Origin of the sequence: Rhodothalassium salexigens DSM 2132 (assembly GCF_004341375.1) — a bacterium.
Taxonomy (GTDB): domain Bacteria; phylum Pseudomonadota; class Alphaproteobacteria; order Sphingomonadales; family Rhodothalassiaceae; genus Rhodothalassium; species Rhodothalassium salexigens.
In genome coordinates this window covers 102,320-117,238 of the sequence record NZ_SLXO01000008.1, presented here as the reverse complement: position 1 = coordinate 117,238, position 14,919 = coordinate 102,320, and the positions used below count along the sequence as shown (strand labels likewise).

The 14,919-nt window shown below is 69.8% G+C and carries 11 protein-coding genes and 1 pseudogene; 8 read left to right on the top strand and 4 right to left on the bottom strand.

Annotated features, from left to right (window positions below; genetic code table 11):
• Window positions 1–167: 167 nt before the first annotated feature.
• Window positions 168–1,073, top strand: a complete 906-nt coding sequence (locus tag EV659_RS10970) for a ribokinase (protein ID WP_132708932.1) — start codon at window positions 168–170, stop codon at window positions 1,071–1,073.
• Between the two features lie 72 nt (window positions 1,074–1,145).
• On the opposite strand, the gene thrS is transcribed toward EV659_RS10970, so the two are convergent.
• The gene (gene thrS, locus EV659_RS10965) at window positions 1,146–3,122 is read right to left on the bottom strand and encodes a threonine--tRNA ligase (protein WP_132708989.1); all 1,977 of its coding nucleotides are present in this window, start codon (window positions 3,120–3,122) and stop codon (window positions 1,146–1,148) included.
• Between the two features lie 297 nt (window positions 3,123–3,419).
• Between thrS and galU the strand changes: the two genes are divergently transcribed.
• Complete coding sequence (gene galU / locus EV659_RS10960) at window positions 3,420–4,304, top strand: UTP--glucose-1-phosphate uridylyltransferase GalU (protein WP_132708931.1); 885 nt, start codon at window positions 3,420–3,422, stop codon at window positions 4,302–4,304.
• 44 nt (window positions 4,305–4,348) lie between these two features.
• Here galU and EV659_RS10955 read toward each other — a convergent pair whose 3' ends face one another.
• Window positions 4,349–5,533 (bottom strand): glycosyltransferase, encoded by a 1,185-nt coding sequence (locus EV659_RS10955; RefSeq protein ID WP_165878856.1) that lies wholly within the window; start codon window positions 5,531–5,533, stop codon window positions 4,349–4,351.
• A gap of 64 nt (window positions 5,534–5,597) precedes the next feature.
• Here EV659_RS10955 and EV659_RS10950 point away from each other — a divergent pair, with 64 nt between their 5' ends.
• Window positions 5,598–6,353, top strand: a complete 756-nt coding sequence (locus EV659_RS10950; protein WP_132708929.1) for an alpha/beta hydrolase — start codon at window positions 5,598–5,600, stop codon at window positions 6,351–6,353.
• Window positions 6,354–6,372: 19 nt separating this feature from the next.
• Here the strand turns inward: EV659_RS10950 and EV659_RS10945 are convergent, their stop codons facing one another.
• The gene (locus tag EV659_RS10945) at window positions 6,373–7,266 is read right to left on the bottom strand and encodes an SDR family oxidoreductase (protein WP_132708928.1); all 894 of its coding nucleotides are present in this window, start codon (window positions 7,264–7,266) and stop codon (window positions 6,373–6,375) included.
• A 99-nt stretch (window positions 7,267–7,365) separates the two neighbouring features.
• Between EV659_RS10945 and EV659_RS10940 the strand changes: the two genes are divergently transcribed.
• From EV659_RS10940 to EV659_RS10925, 4 genes are all read left to right on the top strand, one after another.
• Entirely contained in the window at window positions 7,366–8,289 is a 924-nt protein-coding gene (locus EV659_RS10940; RefSeq protein ID WP_132708927.1) for a tetratricopeptide repeat protein, read from the top strand.
• Window positions 8,290–8,339: 50 nt separating this feature from the next.
• Window positions 8,340–9,014 (top strand): TenA family protein, encoded by a 675-nt coding sequence (locus EV659_RS10935; protein ID WP_132708926.1) that lies wholly within the window; start codon window positions 8,340–8,342, stop codon window positions 9,012–9,014.
• Complete coding sequence (locus EV659_RS10930; protein ID WP_200287503.1) at window positions 9,001–9,657, top strand: methyltransferase domain-containing protein; 657 nt, start codon at window positions 9,001–9,003, stop codon at window positions 9,655–9,657. Before EV659_RS10935 ends, EV659_RS10930 begins: the two co-directional genes overlap by 14 nt.
• Before the next feature lie 178 nt (window positions 9,658–9,835).
• Window positions 9,836–12,688, top strand: a complete 2,853-nt coding sequence (locus EV659_RS10925) for an SLBB domain-containing protein (RefSeq protein WP_165878855.1) — start codon at window positions 9,836–9,838, stop codon at window positions 12,686–12,688.
• A gap of 28 nt (window positions 12,689–12,716) precedes the next feature.
• On the opposite strand, the gene EV659_RS10920 is transcribed toward EV659_RS10925, so the two are convergent.
• The gene (locus tag EV659_RS10920) at window positions 12,717–13,901 is read right to left on the bottom strand and encodes a glycosyltransferase family 4 protein (protein WP_132708923.1); all 1,185 of its coding nucleotides are present in this window, start codon (window positions 13,899–13,901) and stop codon (window positions 12,717–12,719) included.
• Window positions 13,902–14,023: 122 nt separating this feature from the next.
• On the opposite strand from EV659_RS10920, the pseudogene EV659_RS15235 reads away from it, so the two are divergent.
• Window positions 14,024–14,500, top strand: a pseudogene (locus EV659_RS15235) (Gfo/Idh/MocA family oxidoreductase); the annotation flags it as partial.
• Window positions 14,501–14,919 lie beyond the last annotated feature (419 nt).

Sequence of the window (14,919 nt, the reverse complement as noted above, 5' to 3'; positions counted from 1 at the left end):
CGGGCGTTGTTGCTGCCGTCAGTTGGATGGCGTCGCTGACGCTCGCCAGGACGGGAGGGGGAACGGGCGGGGCGCTTGAGCGAAGGGTTTACGTGAGCCACCGGGCGCGGTTTGATAGGCAGGTCCCGCTCGATCCCCCGAGCCCCCCAGCGACCGGAGACACGGTCATGAGCGACCATTCAGCCTCGACCGACCATGCCCCCCATGACATCACCGGCCCGACCGTATCGGTGGTCGGCTCGATCAACCTGGACATGGTGGCACGCGCGCCGCGCCTGCCCTTGCCGGGCGAAAGCGTGACCGACGCGCAACTGGCCCAGCACCCCGGCGGCAAGGGCGCCAACCAGGCGCTCGCCGCCCGCCGGCTCGGCGCGCGGGTGGTCATGCACGGCGGCGTCGGCCAGGACCCCGAAGCCAAGCAGGCGCTCAGCCTGCTGCGCGCGGCGGGCATCGACCTGTCGGGGCTCAAGGTGTTCGCCGACCGGCCCACCGGCCTGGCGCTGATCGTGGTGGCGGAGAATGGCGACAACCAGATCGTCGTGGCGCCGGGTGCCAACCGCGCCTTCACCCGCGAGCATCTCCACCTCAAGCCCGCCGACGCGGTGATCTGCCAGATGGAAATCCCGCGCGACACCCTGGTGGCGGTGACCGAACAGTGCGGCGACGCCTTCTTCTGTCTGAACCTGTCGCCGGTGCGCGAGGTGCCGCAGCCGGTGCTCGACCGCGCCGACCTGATCGTCGTCAACGAAGTGGACGTGGCCGCCACCGAGCCCCTGCTGGCCGGCTATCGGGGGGTGCTGGCGATCACCAAGGCGGCGCGCGGCGCCGACCTCAAGCGCGGCGGCGAGACCGTCGCCAGCGCGGCGGCACCAAAGGTCAAGGTGGTCGACACCACCGGCGCCGGCGACGCCTTCACCGCCGCGCTGACCCTGGCCCTGCTGCGCGGCGACGACCCGGCGGCGGCATTGGCCTATGCCTGTGCCGCGGGCTCCTGCGCCGCCGCCGCACCCGGCACCCAGCATTCGTTCCCCGACCCCGCCGCCGTCGCCGAATTGATGGCCGGCGCCGGATGAGACCGACGACGTCGGACGGGCGGGGGCGAGACGGGCGGAGGCGAGACGGGCGGCGCAAAGCCGCCCTCTCTCTCACATGCCCGGCGTGCGGGCTTCCTCGGCCAGGGCCTTGAGCGCCTGGTCGAGCGGCATTTCGGTCTGATCCTTGGCGCCAAAGCGGCGGACATTGACCGTGCGGCTTTCCGCCTCGCGCTTGCCGCAGACCAGGATCGCCGGCACCTTCTGGTGCGAATGTTCGCGCACCTTGAAGTTGATCTTCTCGTTGCGCAGGTCCAGGTCGACCTCAAGCCCGGCGTTGCGCGCCGCCTCGGCCACCTCGCAGGCATAGTCGGCCGCGTCGTCGGTGATCGTCGCCACCACCACCTGGGTGGGCGCGAGCCACATGGGCATGGCGCCGGCATAATGCTCGATCAGGATGCCGAGAAAGCGTTCGAGCGAGCCGAGCATGGCCCGGTGCAGCATCACCGGCCGGTGCTTGGCACCGTCTTCGCCCACATATTCGGCGTCGAGCCGCTGCGGCATGACGAAGTCCAGTTGCAGCGTACCGCACTGCCACGACCGGCCGATGGCGTCGCGCAGGTGGAATTCCAGCTTCGGGCCGTAGAACGCGCCCTCGCCCGGCGCCACCTCATAGTCGAGCCCGGCAGCGTCGAGCGCCTCGCTCAAGCCCGCCTCGGCGCGATCCCAGACATCGTCTTCGCCGGCACGCACCTCGGGCCGGGTCGCCAGCTTGACCGCCACGTCGTCGAAGCCCAGGTCGCCATAGACCACTTCGAGCAGCCGGCAGAAGGTCACCGCCTCCTGGCTGATCTGATCTTCGCGGCAGAAGATATGGCCGTCGTCCTGGGTCATCTGGCGCACCCGCATCAGCCCGTGCAGGCCGCCATGGCTTTCGTTGCGGTGGCAGCAGCCGAATTCCGACAGCCGCAGCGGCAGGTCGCGATAGGACTTGATGCCCTGCTTGAACACCTGCACGTGCGCCGGGCAGTTCATCGGCTTGAGCGCCATCATCTTGGCGTCGGGGTCGATGTGCAGCTCGTCGCTGTCGCTCGACGGCACCACGTCGGGCACCACGAACATGTTTTCGCGGAACTTGTCCCAGTGGCCCGACAGCCGCCAGAACTTGCTGTCGAGCACCTGCGGCGTCTTGATCTCGTGATAGCCGCCCTGGCGCTGCCGGTTGCGCATATATTGTTCGAGCTTGAGCCACATGCGGTAGCCCTTGGGGTGCCAGAAGATCGAGCCCTGGGCCTCTTCCTGCAGGTGGAACAGGTCGAGTTCGCGGCCGAGCTTGCGGTGGTCGCGCCGTTCGGCCTCTTCAAGCCGGTGCAGATAGGCCTTGAGTTCCTTCTTGGTGCGCCAGGCGGTGCCGTAGATGCGGCTGAGCATCTCGCGATCGGCGTCGCCGCGCCAATAGGCGCCGGCCACCTTGGTCAGCTTGAAGGCGTCGGGGTCGAGCTTGCCGGTGGACGGCAGGTGCGGGCCGCGGCACATGTCCATCCAGTCGTCGCCCGACCAATAGACGCTGATCTCCTCGCCCTCGGGCAGTTCGCCCGCCCATTCGGCCTTGAACGCCTCGCCGTCGCGCTGCCAGCGGGCGATCAGGTCGGCGCGCTCCCAAACCTCGCGGCGCAGCGGTTTGTCGGCGCGGATGATCGCGCGCATCTTGTCTTCGATCGCCGGCAGGTCTTCTTCGGTGAACGGCCGGTCCTTGGGCGCGAAGTCGTAATAGAAACCATCGGCGGTGGTCGGGCCGAAGGTGATCTGGGTGCCCGGATAGAGCGCCTGCACCGCCTCGGCCAGCACATGGGCGAAGTCGTGGCGGATCAATTCCAGCGCGTCGGCCTCGTCCTTGGCGGTGACGATGGCGACCGCAGCGTCGCGGGTCAGCGGTGCCTTGAGGTCGCACAACTCGCCGTCGACGCGCATGGCCAGCGCCGCCTTGGCGAGCCCGGTGCCGATCTCGGCCGCCACGTCATGCCCGGTCGTGCCCGCGCGGACCTGACGCTGGCTGCCATCGGGCAGCGTGATAGTCACGAGCGCCGCCATATCGGCTGCGGGCTCGGCGATCTGGTCACGTCCGGTATCGGGCATCGTTCGGGGTCCTGATAAGGGTTGCTACTCAACACACCCGGGATAGTGAGCCGGCCCCGCCACGTCAACGAGAACGCCGCAGGGTTGCTTGACAGATTTCCGCCCTCTGCCGTAAGGCGAGCCGCGACCATGCCGCGCGTCCCGCGCCCGTGCGCCACCCGGCTGCCCCCGGCAGTCGCTCAGGCCCACCACCCGCCGGCCCGCGCGTTCGCCCCTTCGGCGCCCTCCGCCGGTTATCAGGATGTGACCCCCATGCCCGCGCCCTCCCCCCACCGCGTCAAGAAGGCGATCCTGCCGGTCGCCGGCCTCGGCACCCGGTTCCTGCCCGCCACCAAGGCGATGCCCAAGGAAATGCTGCCGGTGGTCGACAAGCCGCTGATCCAGTACGCGGTCGAGGAAGCGCGCGCCGCCGGCATCGAAGAGATCATCCTGGTCACCGGGCGCGGCAAAACCGCCATCGAAGACCATTTCGACCATTGCCACGAGCTTGAACACACCCTGCGCGAACGCGGCAAGATCGAGCAACTGGCCACCGTCACCGCGATCATGCCGCAGGAAGGCGACATCGCCTATACCCGCCAGCAGGCGCCCCTCGGCCTTGGTCACGCGGTCTGGTGCGCGCGCAACCTGATCGGCGACGCGCCGTTCGCGGTCTTGCTGGCCGACGATCTGATCAAGGCCGACACGCCGTGCCTGAAGCAGATGGTCGACGCCCATGCCGAGGTGGGCGGCAACATGGTCGCGGTGATGGACGTGCCGCGCGCCGAGACCAGCCGCTATGGCGTCATCGACCCCGGCGCCCGGCGCGGCCGGCTGACCGAGGTGCGCGGCCTGGTGGAAAAGCCGGCGCCCGAAGACGCGCCGTCGACCCAATGCGTGATCGGCCGCTACATCCTGTGCCCCGACGTGTTCGACGCCCTGTCGAAGCGCACCACCGGCGCCGGCGGCGAGATCCAACTGACCGACGCGATCGCCGAACAGATCGGCCGCGCGCCCTTCCACGGTTTCGCGTTCGAGGGCCAGCGCTACGATTGCGGCGACAAGCTGGGCTTCTTGAAGGCGACCATCGCCTTCGCGCTCGAACGCCCGGACCTGGGCCCGGGCCTCGACAGCTTCCTTAAATCCCTGGCCGACTGAAAACCCCTGGCCGACTGAGCGCCGGACCACCGGCCCGGCGTCTCTCAGGTCGGGTCGGCCATCACCTCGGCATAGACGTCCAGCGTGCGCGCGCACATGCCGGCCAGGCTGAAGCTGTCCTGGGCCAGCCGCCGCGCCGCCAGCGCCACCGCCCGGCGGTGGCCCAGATCCATCGACACCGCGCGGTCGATGGCCTCGGCCAGGGCGGCGTCATTGTCGGGCACCACCAGCCAGCCGGTCTCGCCCGGCACCAGCATTTCGCGGCTGGCGCCCAGCTCGGTCGCCACCACCGGCCGGCCCATGGCGGCCGCCTCGGCGATCTCCTGGCCGAACACCGGCGGCACCATGTTGGGCACCACCACCACATCGCTGAGCATATAGGCCGCCGGCAGGTCGCGGCACGGCCCGTAAAGGCGCACCCGGTCGTTGAGCCCCCGATCGTCGACCAGCCGCTGCAGGCCGTCGAGTGCGCCGTCGGCCTCGCCCAACAGATAGGCGACCACCGGTTTGGCCCGCACCAGCGCCATCGCCTCGACCAGCCGGCGGACACCCGGATCGCCGGCGGCGGCGACCGGACACAGCACCACCGCCGCGCCGTCGGGCACCTGCCAGTCGCGCGCCAGATTGATGATCCGCGCGGCCTGGATACCGGCCGGATTGAAGCGCGCCAGATCGACCCCCGGTGGAATATGCCGGATGCGCCGGTCGCTCATGCCCGCCTCGCCCAACGCCTGTTGCACATAAGCCGACGGCGCGATCACCCGGTCGGCGCGCTCGACCGCCTTTTCCAGCCATTGCGCGAGCTTGCCGCCGGCACTCGACAGCGCCGAGACGGTGGCCACCGTGGCGGTGCCCCGACGCCTCGCGGCGCGCCGGGCGGGCCAGGCGCCGGGCCGCGAGCGCAGATGGACGACCCGGACCTTTTCTTGGGCCAGATAGCGGCTCAACTGGCTGGCCGTCCCCATCAGCGTGAACGGATTGGATGATGCCGACGACATTTGCAGATGTTCGGCCCCGGCGACCAACGCGTCGGCCAGCAACGGCCCGCCCGCCGAGGCGATCAGCGGCCGTCCGCCGGCGTGGCGGATCGCCCGCGCCAGGTCCACCGCACTGCGCGCCGGACCCGAATGGTCGAGCGCGTCGAGCACCTGCAGAATCGCCACACCGCTCAGGTCGGCCTGGGGACCGCGCACGATTAGCTCTTTCCCGGTCGCCGTCTCTGTGGTCATTGTCGTCTCCCTTGTCCCTTGAGCCCATGCCGCCTTCGGGCGGTCGTCGAAGGAGCTTTCCCGGATGGCATCGGTCGAGACCCTATCGCTTATCACCGGTGAACGCATGGCGTATTCGCACCGGCCGGGCGCGCGCGCCACGGTGGTGTTCCTGGGCGGTTTCATGTCCGACATGACCGGCACCAAGGCCGAGCATCTGGACGCCCACGCCGCCGCCCGCGGCCATGGCTTCCTGCGCTTCGACTATCGCGGCCACGGCGCCAGCGACGGCGGGTTCGAAGACGGCACCATCTCCGCCTGGCGCGACGACGCGCTCGCCGCCATCGACCAACTGACCGACGGGCCGCTGATCCTGGTCGGTTCGTCCATGGGCGGCTGGATCGCGCTCCTCGCCGCCCTCGCCCGGCCCGAGCGGGTCGCCGGTCTGGTCGGCGTGGCAGCAGCGGCCGACTTCACCGAACGGCTGATGTGGGACGGCTTCGACGAGAGCGTCCGGCGCGCGATCATCGAAGACGGGCGCTATGAGGAGCCCTCACCCTACGGCCCCGATCCGGTGGTGATCACCCGCACGCTGATCGAAGACGGTCGGGATCATCTGGTGCTCGACGGACCGATCCCGCTCGCCTGCCCGGTGCGCCTGCTGCACGGCCAACAGGACCCGGACGTGCCCTGGCAATGGTCGCTGAAGACCGCCGAGGCGCTGGCCGGCGACGACGTGACGGTGACCCTGATCAAGAACGGCGACCACCGGCTGAGCACGCCGGCCGACCTGGCCCGGCTGAGTGCCGCCGTCGACGAGTTGCTGGCGCTCGCCGCCTGATGAGGCCCGCGCCCGCCGCTCAGGCCGCTTGCGCCGCAGCCAGGGCGCGCAAACCGCTGCGATAGTCGGGATAGGCCAGCGTGACGCCCAGGTCGCGCTTGATCCGGTCGTTGCGCACGCGCTTGTTGTCGGCATAGAAGCTGCGCGCCATGGGCGACAGCTCGGCGCTCTCGAACGGAATGTCGGGCGGCGTCGCGACGCCCAGCAACTCGGCGGCATAGGTGATCAGGTCCTGGGGCGGGGCGGGTTCGTCGTCGCACACATTGTAGACCGCCCCGGGGTCCGGCCGGTCCATGGACGCGCGCAACACGGCGGCGATATCGTCCACATGGATACGGCTGAACACCTGGCCCGGCTTGACGATGCGCCGGGCGCGGCCTTCCTGCAACGAGACCAGCGCATTGCGCCCCGGTCCGTAGATCCCGGCCAGACGGAACCGGTGCACCGGCAGGCTGTGGGTTTCGTACAGCGCAGCCCAGGCTTGTTCGGCCTCGACCCGGCGGCTGCCGCGCACGCCCGACGGCGTCAGCGGCGTGTCCTCGTCGACCCAGTCGCCGCCATGATCACCATAGACGCCGGTGGTGGACAGATAGCCGATCCAGTGGGGCGCCAAACGGACGATATCGGCGCGATGGTGGGCCAAGACCGGTTCCGGCCCGTCGCCCGGCGGTATCGACGTCAGCACATGGGTCACGCCCTCGAACGCGGCCTCGGGCTCGGCGAGCGGCGCGGTGGCGTCGAACAGCCAGACCGAAAAACCCTCGCGCGCCAGGGCACGGGCCTTTTCCTCGGTGCGCACCGTGCCCGAAACGCGCCACCCCGCACGCACCATCGCCCGCGCCAACGCCAAAGCCGAATAGCCCAACCCGAAACAGAACAGGTGTCCGGCGCCGCCGCCCCGGTGTGTGGTCATCCGCTCGCCTCCCGCCTTGAAAAACGATCCTCGACATGGTTCATAGCGCCTATGGTTGACAGGTTCAAAACCCGGCTTGGGCGCGCCGCAGCATTGGCCATGGCAATCTGGCTGTGGGGACCCGCAGCTTTCGCCAGCCCGCCGCCCGACATCACCGTCAAACGGCCGCCCGAAACACGTCCGGGCGGCCCCCATGTGGTCGAGGATCAGGCCGGCGCACGGCGCTATCAGGCGTGCATCAAAGCGGCGCGCAAGCGCCCCGGCGAAGGGCTGAGCCTGGCCGAAAGCTGGGCGGCCGAGGCCGACGCCCCCGCCGGTGCCCCCGACCATTGCGCCGCCGTGGCACTGGTCGGGCTTGAAGACTTCGCCACCGCCGCCGCGCGGTTCGACGCCGCGACCGGGCAGATCCGCGCCTCGAACGGCCTATTGAGTCGGCTCGATCCCGACTCGGGCGACCTCAAGCTGCTGCTCAGCGGCGTGTTGTCGCAGGCGGGCAATGCCTGGCTGATGGCCGGCGACGCCGACACTGCCGCCGAGCGGTTCGACGCGGCGCTGGCCTTGCTGCCGGACCGCGAGCGCCTGGCGCGGCTCGAACTGCTGGTCGACCGCGCCCGTGCCGCGGCTGCCGCCGGCGCCTTCGACCTGGCGGCGCGCGCGCTTGATGACGCCCTGGCGCTCGACGCCGACCGCCTCGACGTGCGGCTTTACCGGGCCACCGCTCGCCGCCATCTGGGGGCGCTCGACCGCGCCGAGGACGATGTGGCCGAGGTCATCGACGGCCGCCCCGAATGGGGGCCGGCGTGGCTCGAAAAGGGCAATATCCGGGCGCGCATGGGCGATCTGGACGGTGCCCGGTCGGCCTGGCACCAGGTTCTGCGGGTCGAACAGGACACCGCGGCGGCGCAGGCCGCGCGCAACAATCTCGACCGACTCGATCCGGCAATCGGCGTCCTGCCGGAAAGCCCGACCGCTCGCCCGTCCACACCGAAGGCGCCCGAACGCGGCGCGGAAACGCCCGAATGACCTCGGCCCGACCAGAGGCCCGCCAATCACCAACCAAGGAGAGCGGTGCCATGAGCACTCGCTTCTGTGACACCGCCTGGGCGCATATAGCCGATCTGCGCAGCGCCATCCTCGACCTGCCGCTCAACCGGGAACTGGCGGCGGGCACGCTGTCGCGCGAGCGGTTCCTGACCTACATGATCCAGGATTCGATCTATTTGGTGGCGTTCAGCCGTGCCCTGGCGTTGGCGGCGGCGCGGGCGCCCGACCCGGAAGCGGTGGCCATCTTCGCGCAGTCGTCGCAAGCCGCGCTGATCGCCGAACGCAGCTTGCATGAAGACTATTTCAAGCGCTTCAGCGTGTCCAAAAAGGCCGTCGCCGACGCCCGGCCGAACCCCACCTGCCACGCCTATACCAGCTTCCTGATGGCCACCGCCCACGACAGTTGGGAAGAGTTGGTGGCCGCCGTCCTGCCGTGCTTCTGGATCTACTGGGACGTCGGCAATCGGGTTGCCGGCCGGTCGGTACCGGGCAACCCTTATCAGGCCTGGATCGACACCTATGCCGACCCGGACTTCGGCGCCGCCACCGACGCGGTCAAGGCGATCGCCGACCGCGCCGCGGCCGACGCGACGCCGGCGGTCCGCACCCGCATGCTCGACGCCTTCCAGATGTCCACGCGCTATGAGTGGATGTTCTGGGATGCCGCCTATCGTCAGGAGAAGTGGCCCCTTGACCTCGCATGACAACGACCCGACCGCCCCCACCGGCCACGCCGCCGGGGGCTCGCCATCGCTCGCCTGCGACTGGGACGCCCGCTACCGGGCGGGAGACGCGCCGTGGGAATCCGACACCGTCAACCCGGCGTTCGAGACCTGGCGTGCGGGCGGCCTGTTCTCCGATCTCGACCATGTGCTGATCCCAGGCGCCGGGCGTTCGCCCGAGGTGCTGGCACTGGCGCGCGCCGGCGTGCGCGTCACCGCCGTCGACCGCTCCGACACCGCGCTCGCCGGGCTGCAAGACACGCTCGACCGCGCCCGGGCTGAGGCGCCGCTGGCCGCCACCCATCTGGTCGAGGCCGACCTGCTGGCCTGGCACCCGGCCGACCCCGTCGACGCGATCTACGAACAGACCTGTTTGTGCGCGCTGCCGCCGGCCACCTGGGCGGTCTATGCCGACCGGCTGCACCAGTGGCTGCGCCCGGGCGGGCGTCTGTTCGCGCTGTTCATGCAAACCGGCCAGGACGGCGGCCCGCCCTGGCACTGCGACCTGAACCTTATGGGCACGTTGTTCCCGGCGGCGCGCTGGTCGTGGGACCCGGTGGCGCCGATCACTGTCAGCCGCCGGGCCGATCGCACCGAGCGCGGCCATATCCTCGACCGCCGCTAGCCGGCGCCACAGCCCTTACCAGGCCCGATTGCGGGCTTTCGTCGGTGTCTTCAAGACGCTATGACGAGCGTCGGCGACCGCTGAGACCAAGCGGTCGTGCAGTTTGACAGGGGGCATTCGGACTATGGTGGGGACGAGGATCGGCGCACGCATGCGTCTGAGCGCTTGGGTGTGGGGGATGGCGTTTGTTCTTCTGGCGGCCGCGATCGCGGCGCCGGCGGTAGCCCAACAGATCCCGCCCGAGCTGATGGAAAAGCTGCGCGAACGGGGCCAAAGCGGCCTGGACAGCCAGGACCCGGCCCAGGCACTTGAAGAATCGCGGCTCAAGCGCGAAGGACAGCTCACCAACCAGACCAACCTATTGGGGCAAACCGCCGGAAAAGAGCCGAAAGCACTGTCGACGCTGGAGGTCATCTATAATTCGCGACTGGGGTTCTTCGAAGAGGAAGCCCGCCGGCGCTGGCGTGAGCGCGCCTACCAGTTCGACGACCTGGAGCGGCGCGAACGCATGCTCAACCAGCAAGTTCGCGAGCGTCAACAAGCTCAGTCCGGGGCCGTTCCTGGCAATTTCCCCATGCAATCCGGGGCCGCCCAAGTCGCTCGCGCGAAGGGCGGCAACCGCGAGCGCGAACAACGGCTTGAAGTCGAACAGGTGCGGGCTGAATTCGCCACCCCTGAGCCGCTGCGCCAGTATGGCTATGACATGCTGGACTATCCCAAGCAGTTCCCGGGCGGGCTGTCGGGCCGGCTGCCCGACGACTATCGGCTCGGCATCGGCGACGAGCTGGTGGTGACGCTCTACGGCAACGAAAACGATACCCAAACCCTTCAGGTGGACCGCGAAGGCCGGCTGGTGCTGCCGGACTTGGGCCCTGTGACCGCTGCGGGGCGCGAATTGGGCACGGTGCGCGACGAGGTGGAGCAACTGGTCGGCAACAAATTGGTCGGCACCGAGGTGTTGTTGTCGGTGGGCGCGCCGCGTCTGGTCAGCGCGTATGTGCTCGGCGACGTGACCCGCCCCGGCCAGTACGAACTGTCCAGCTTCGCCGACATTCTCGACGCCCTGTCGGTCGCCGGCGGGGTCAAGAAGACCGGCAGCCTGCGCCGCATCATCGTCGACGACGGCACCCGTCGCCGTAGCTTCGACCTCTACGATATTCTGGCCGGCCGCCAGACCGACAGCCTGCGCCTGACCGACGGCATGCGCATCATCGTGCCGCCGATCGGCCCCACCGTGGCGGTGGCCGGCGCCGTGGTGCGCCCGGCGATCTACGAACTCGCCCCCGGCGCGGCAACGTCGGCAGCCGACGAAATGCTCGCCATGGCCGGCGGCAGCGTGCTGGCGCGCGGCAGCCGCATGCTGGTCAAGCGCGTGTCGCCCGAGGGCGGCGAGACCATGCGCTATCTGAGCGGCGCCGAGGCGCGGCTTCAGCCCAGCGACATCCTGCTGCTGCAACTACGCAGCCAGGCGACCATGGGCCAGTTCGAACTGGCCGGCGCGGTCTATTCGCCGGGCATCCGCTCGATCGACGAATACGGTTTTCTGTCCAAGGCACTCGAAGGCGGTCAGGCGCTCAAGCCCGACGCCTATCTGCCGTTCGCCCTGCTCAAGCGCAAGGACCCCGAAACGCTGGCGACGGTCATGCGCGCGGTCAATCTGGCTGCCGTGCTCAAGGGCGAGACCGATGTCCGCCTGCGCTCGTGGGACGAACTGGTGGTGCTCAACGAGACCGCCGTCGATTTCATGGGCAGCGAACCGGTCAAGCTGACCATCGACCAGCCCAACGATCCCGGCAATTGCGAATCCCTTGAGGTACTGGCCAAGCGCGTGCGCGAGGCCGAGACCGAGCGCTTCGCCACCACCTTCCGCTCGGCCTTCTTCACCAGCCAGGGAATGGCCGAACAGGACAGCGGCGCTGCGGCCCTGTCGGGTCAGATGGACCGTTCGATCATCAGCGACCGTCAGACGGGTGAGATCGCCTGCCCCGACCTGTTCGAGGACCGGCCTGACCTGCTGGCCTTTGCGCTCGAATACGCCACCGCGATTTCCGGCGCCGTGCGCCAGCCGGGCATCTACCCGTTCGCCTATGAGACCAGCTTGGCGGGCACCATCGCGGTGGCCGGTGGGCTGTCGCTCAATGCCAACCGCAAGCTGGTCGAACTGTCGCTCTATGAGCGCAAGGCGGGCCAGGGCATCGACGTGGACCGCCGCAAGGTGGACCTGACCGAGACCGATCCCAAAAGCGTCGCGGTCTCGCCGGGGTCGAGCGTCCGGGTCACCGCCCTGCGCAGCGACCAGGAACCCGGCACCGTGCTGTTGACCGGCGAGTTCGAGCGCCCCGGCGTCTACACCATCAAACGCGGTGAAACATTGTTGGAACTGATCGGCCGTGCCGGCGGACTGACCAGCCGCGCCTATCCCTATGGCGCGGTGTTCACCCGCGAGAGCGTGCGCGATCAGCGCCGCGAGAGCTTGAAACGCACGGCGCGCGAGATGGACACTGCGCTCACCCTGGCGGCGATCAAGGGCAATGTGGACGGCGAAGCGCTGACCGCGGCGCGGCGGCTGTCCAACACCCTGTCATCGGCCGACATCACCGGACGCATGGTGGTCGACGCCGAGCCCGAGGTGCTGGCGCGCGACCCGATCGCCAATATCTCGCTCGAACCCGGCGACACGCTGCACATGCCGCGCCGCCCGACCACCGTTCAGGTCGCCGGCGACGTGCTCAACCCGGGCAGCTTCCGCCACCGCGAGGGCAAGTCGGTGCGCGACTATCTCAAGGAGGCCGGCGGTCTGCAAACGACCGCCGAGAAGGGCCGCATCTTCGTGGTCAAGGCCAATGGCGAGGCAACGCCTGTCTCCATGTCAATCTGGAGCTTCCGCGAGCAGACCATCCCGCCCGGCACCACCATCGTCGTGCCCATGGACGTGACCCCGGTCCAGTATCTGGAGATCGCCGGCACCATCGCCGATATCTTCGGCAATCTGGCGCTATCGGTCGCGTCGGTCGCCACGGTGACCAACTAAGGGCCCGATCTGCGAGCCGCCCGGTGGCTCAGGCCGCCGGGCGGTCGAGCACGCCGCGGTAGAAGGCAGCGTGCCGCGCGGCGACCGCGTCGACGGTAAAGCGCCGCTCGGCCATGCGCCGGGCGGCCGCCCCCATGGCGCGGCGGGTCTCGGCCGGACGTGCGACCATGGCGACGAGCGCCTCGGCCAGGGCGGCCGCGTCGCCGGGCGGCACCGCAGCCCCAAGCCCCGCCGCGCCCATCACCTGCGCCACATCGCCCACATCCGTGCTGACCACCGGCAGGCCCATGGCCATGGCCTCCCACACCGCCATGGGCGACGCCTCGAACCGCGACGCACACACATAGGCGTCGGCCGCCGCCAGGCAGCGCTCGATGGCGTCGCTGCCGCCCCAGAAATGCACATTGTCGAGACCGTCGCGCCGACACCGGTCGCGCAGTCCCTCGCCATAGGCGCGGTGGCTGTCCAGGAACGGCCCCACCAGCACCAGGCTGACCGGCTGTTCAGGGGCGCGCGCGCGCAGATGCGCCATGGCGTCGAGCAACACGTCATGGCCTTTCACCGGGTTCATGTTGCCGACCATCACCAGCTTGAGCCCCGGCAGTTGGGCGATCACGGGGTCGGGCGCGACCCGGTCGGGGTCGAAGCGCCGGGTGTCCACCGGCGCGTCGATCCGCACCACCGGCCGAGCGCCTTCAAGGCCCGACAGATAATAGTCGGCGACGCGCTCGGCCGCGACGATGAAGCCATCCCCCCGGCGACCGGCCAACTGCCGGAACACCCAATTGACCGGTCCCGGCATGGCGGTGTCGTTGAGATGCCAGACGCACGGCAGGCCGAGCCTGTGGGCCGCCAACAGCCCCTTCCACTGCCAACTGCCGTTGACGTGCACCAGGTCGGGGCGCAGTTCGCGCAACAGCCGGGACAGCGCGACCATCTCGCCCGGAAAACCGGCGGCGAAGCGCAGCGCGTCGCCCGGCGCCTTGGACAGGCGGTTGAGCCCCAGGCTGCGCACCGCCACGCCATGATCGGCCAGCCAGGCACGGGTGCGCGCGCCGTCGCGTGTCGCCACCACCGCCACGGTGTCGACGCCATGGTCGGCGGCCAGGCGCTCGCCGACCAGACCCACCCGGCGTTGCGGGCCGCCGAAGCGCGCCTCTTCCAAGACATTGGCGACCACCAGCCGCCGCTCTGCCGCGGGCACTTGCACCATCGCGTCGCTCCCGAAAACGCCGCCGGGCCACCAGCGGTTTGTTGCGTCCGCACGGGGCGTAAGCTACACGCACAGCGGGCGGGCTGTCCTTGCCGCCCAAACCATCGGAAGGCCTCGCACCCATGTCAGTCGCCGTACGCTTAGGCAAGGTCTGGCGCTTCGTCCAGATTTACGGTCCGGGTCGCACGGTCGAAAAGGCCGCCTCGCGCCAGACCGCCGCCTGGCCCAAGCGCTATCGCCGGCGCGGGCCGCAGGACGTGGCGATCATCGGCTGCGGCCAGTTCGGCTGGTCGACCATCGCTCACTTCGTCGCCCGCGGGCGCGGCAACCGCTTCGGCTGGTGCTACGACCCCGACCCCGCGCGGCGCGCCGCCATGGCGCGGCGTTTCGGCTTCCGCTCGGCGGTCGCCGACCCGTGGACGGCGCTGGAGACCGAGCCCTGCGATACGGTCTATATCGCCTCCAACCATGCCAGCCACGCCGACTATGCGGTCGCGGCGCTGGCCGCCGGCAAGCGGGTCTATGTGGAAAAGCCGGTGGCGGTGTCGCTCGACCAACTGGCCCGGCTCGAAGCCGCCCGCCGCGCCAGCCGCCGGGCGCTCCACGCCGGTTACAACCGGCCGTTCTCGGCCGCCATACGGCGTCTGGCGCCGCGCCTGGCCGCCGAACGCGGCCGGCCGCTGACCCTGAGTTGCACGGTCGCGGGCCACGTGCTGGGCCCGGATCACTGGTACCGCGACCCGGCCGAGGGCACGCGCATCTGCGGCAATGTGGGCCATTGGCTCGACTTGGCGGTGCACCTGTTGAGCCTCGACGGCGCGCTGCCCGACGCCTGGGAGATCACGCTCGCTCCCGCCAACGCCGACGAGGCGGACGAAAACGTCTCGATCGTCCTGACCTCGGCACGCGGCGACCTGATCAGCATCGTACTGACCGCGCGCGCCGAGCCGTTCGAGGGCATCCGCGAGTCGATCCTGTTGCAGCGCGGCACCCTGCAGGCCGAGATCGCCGACTTCCG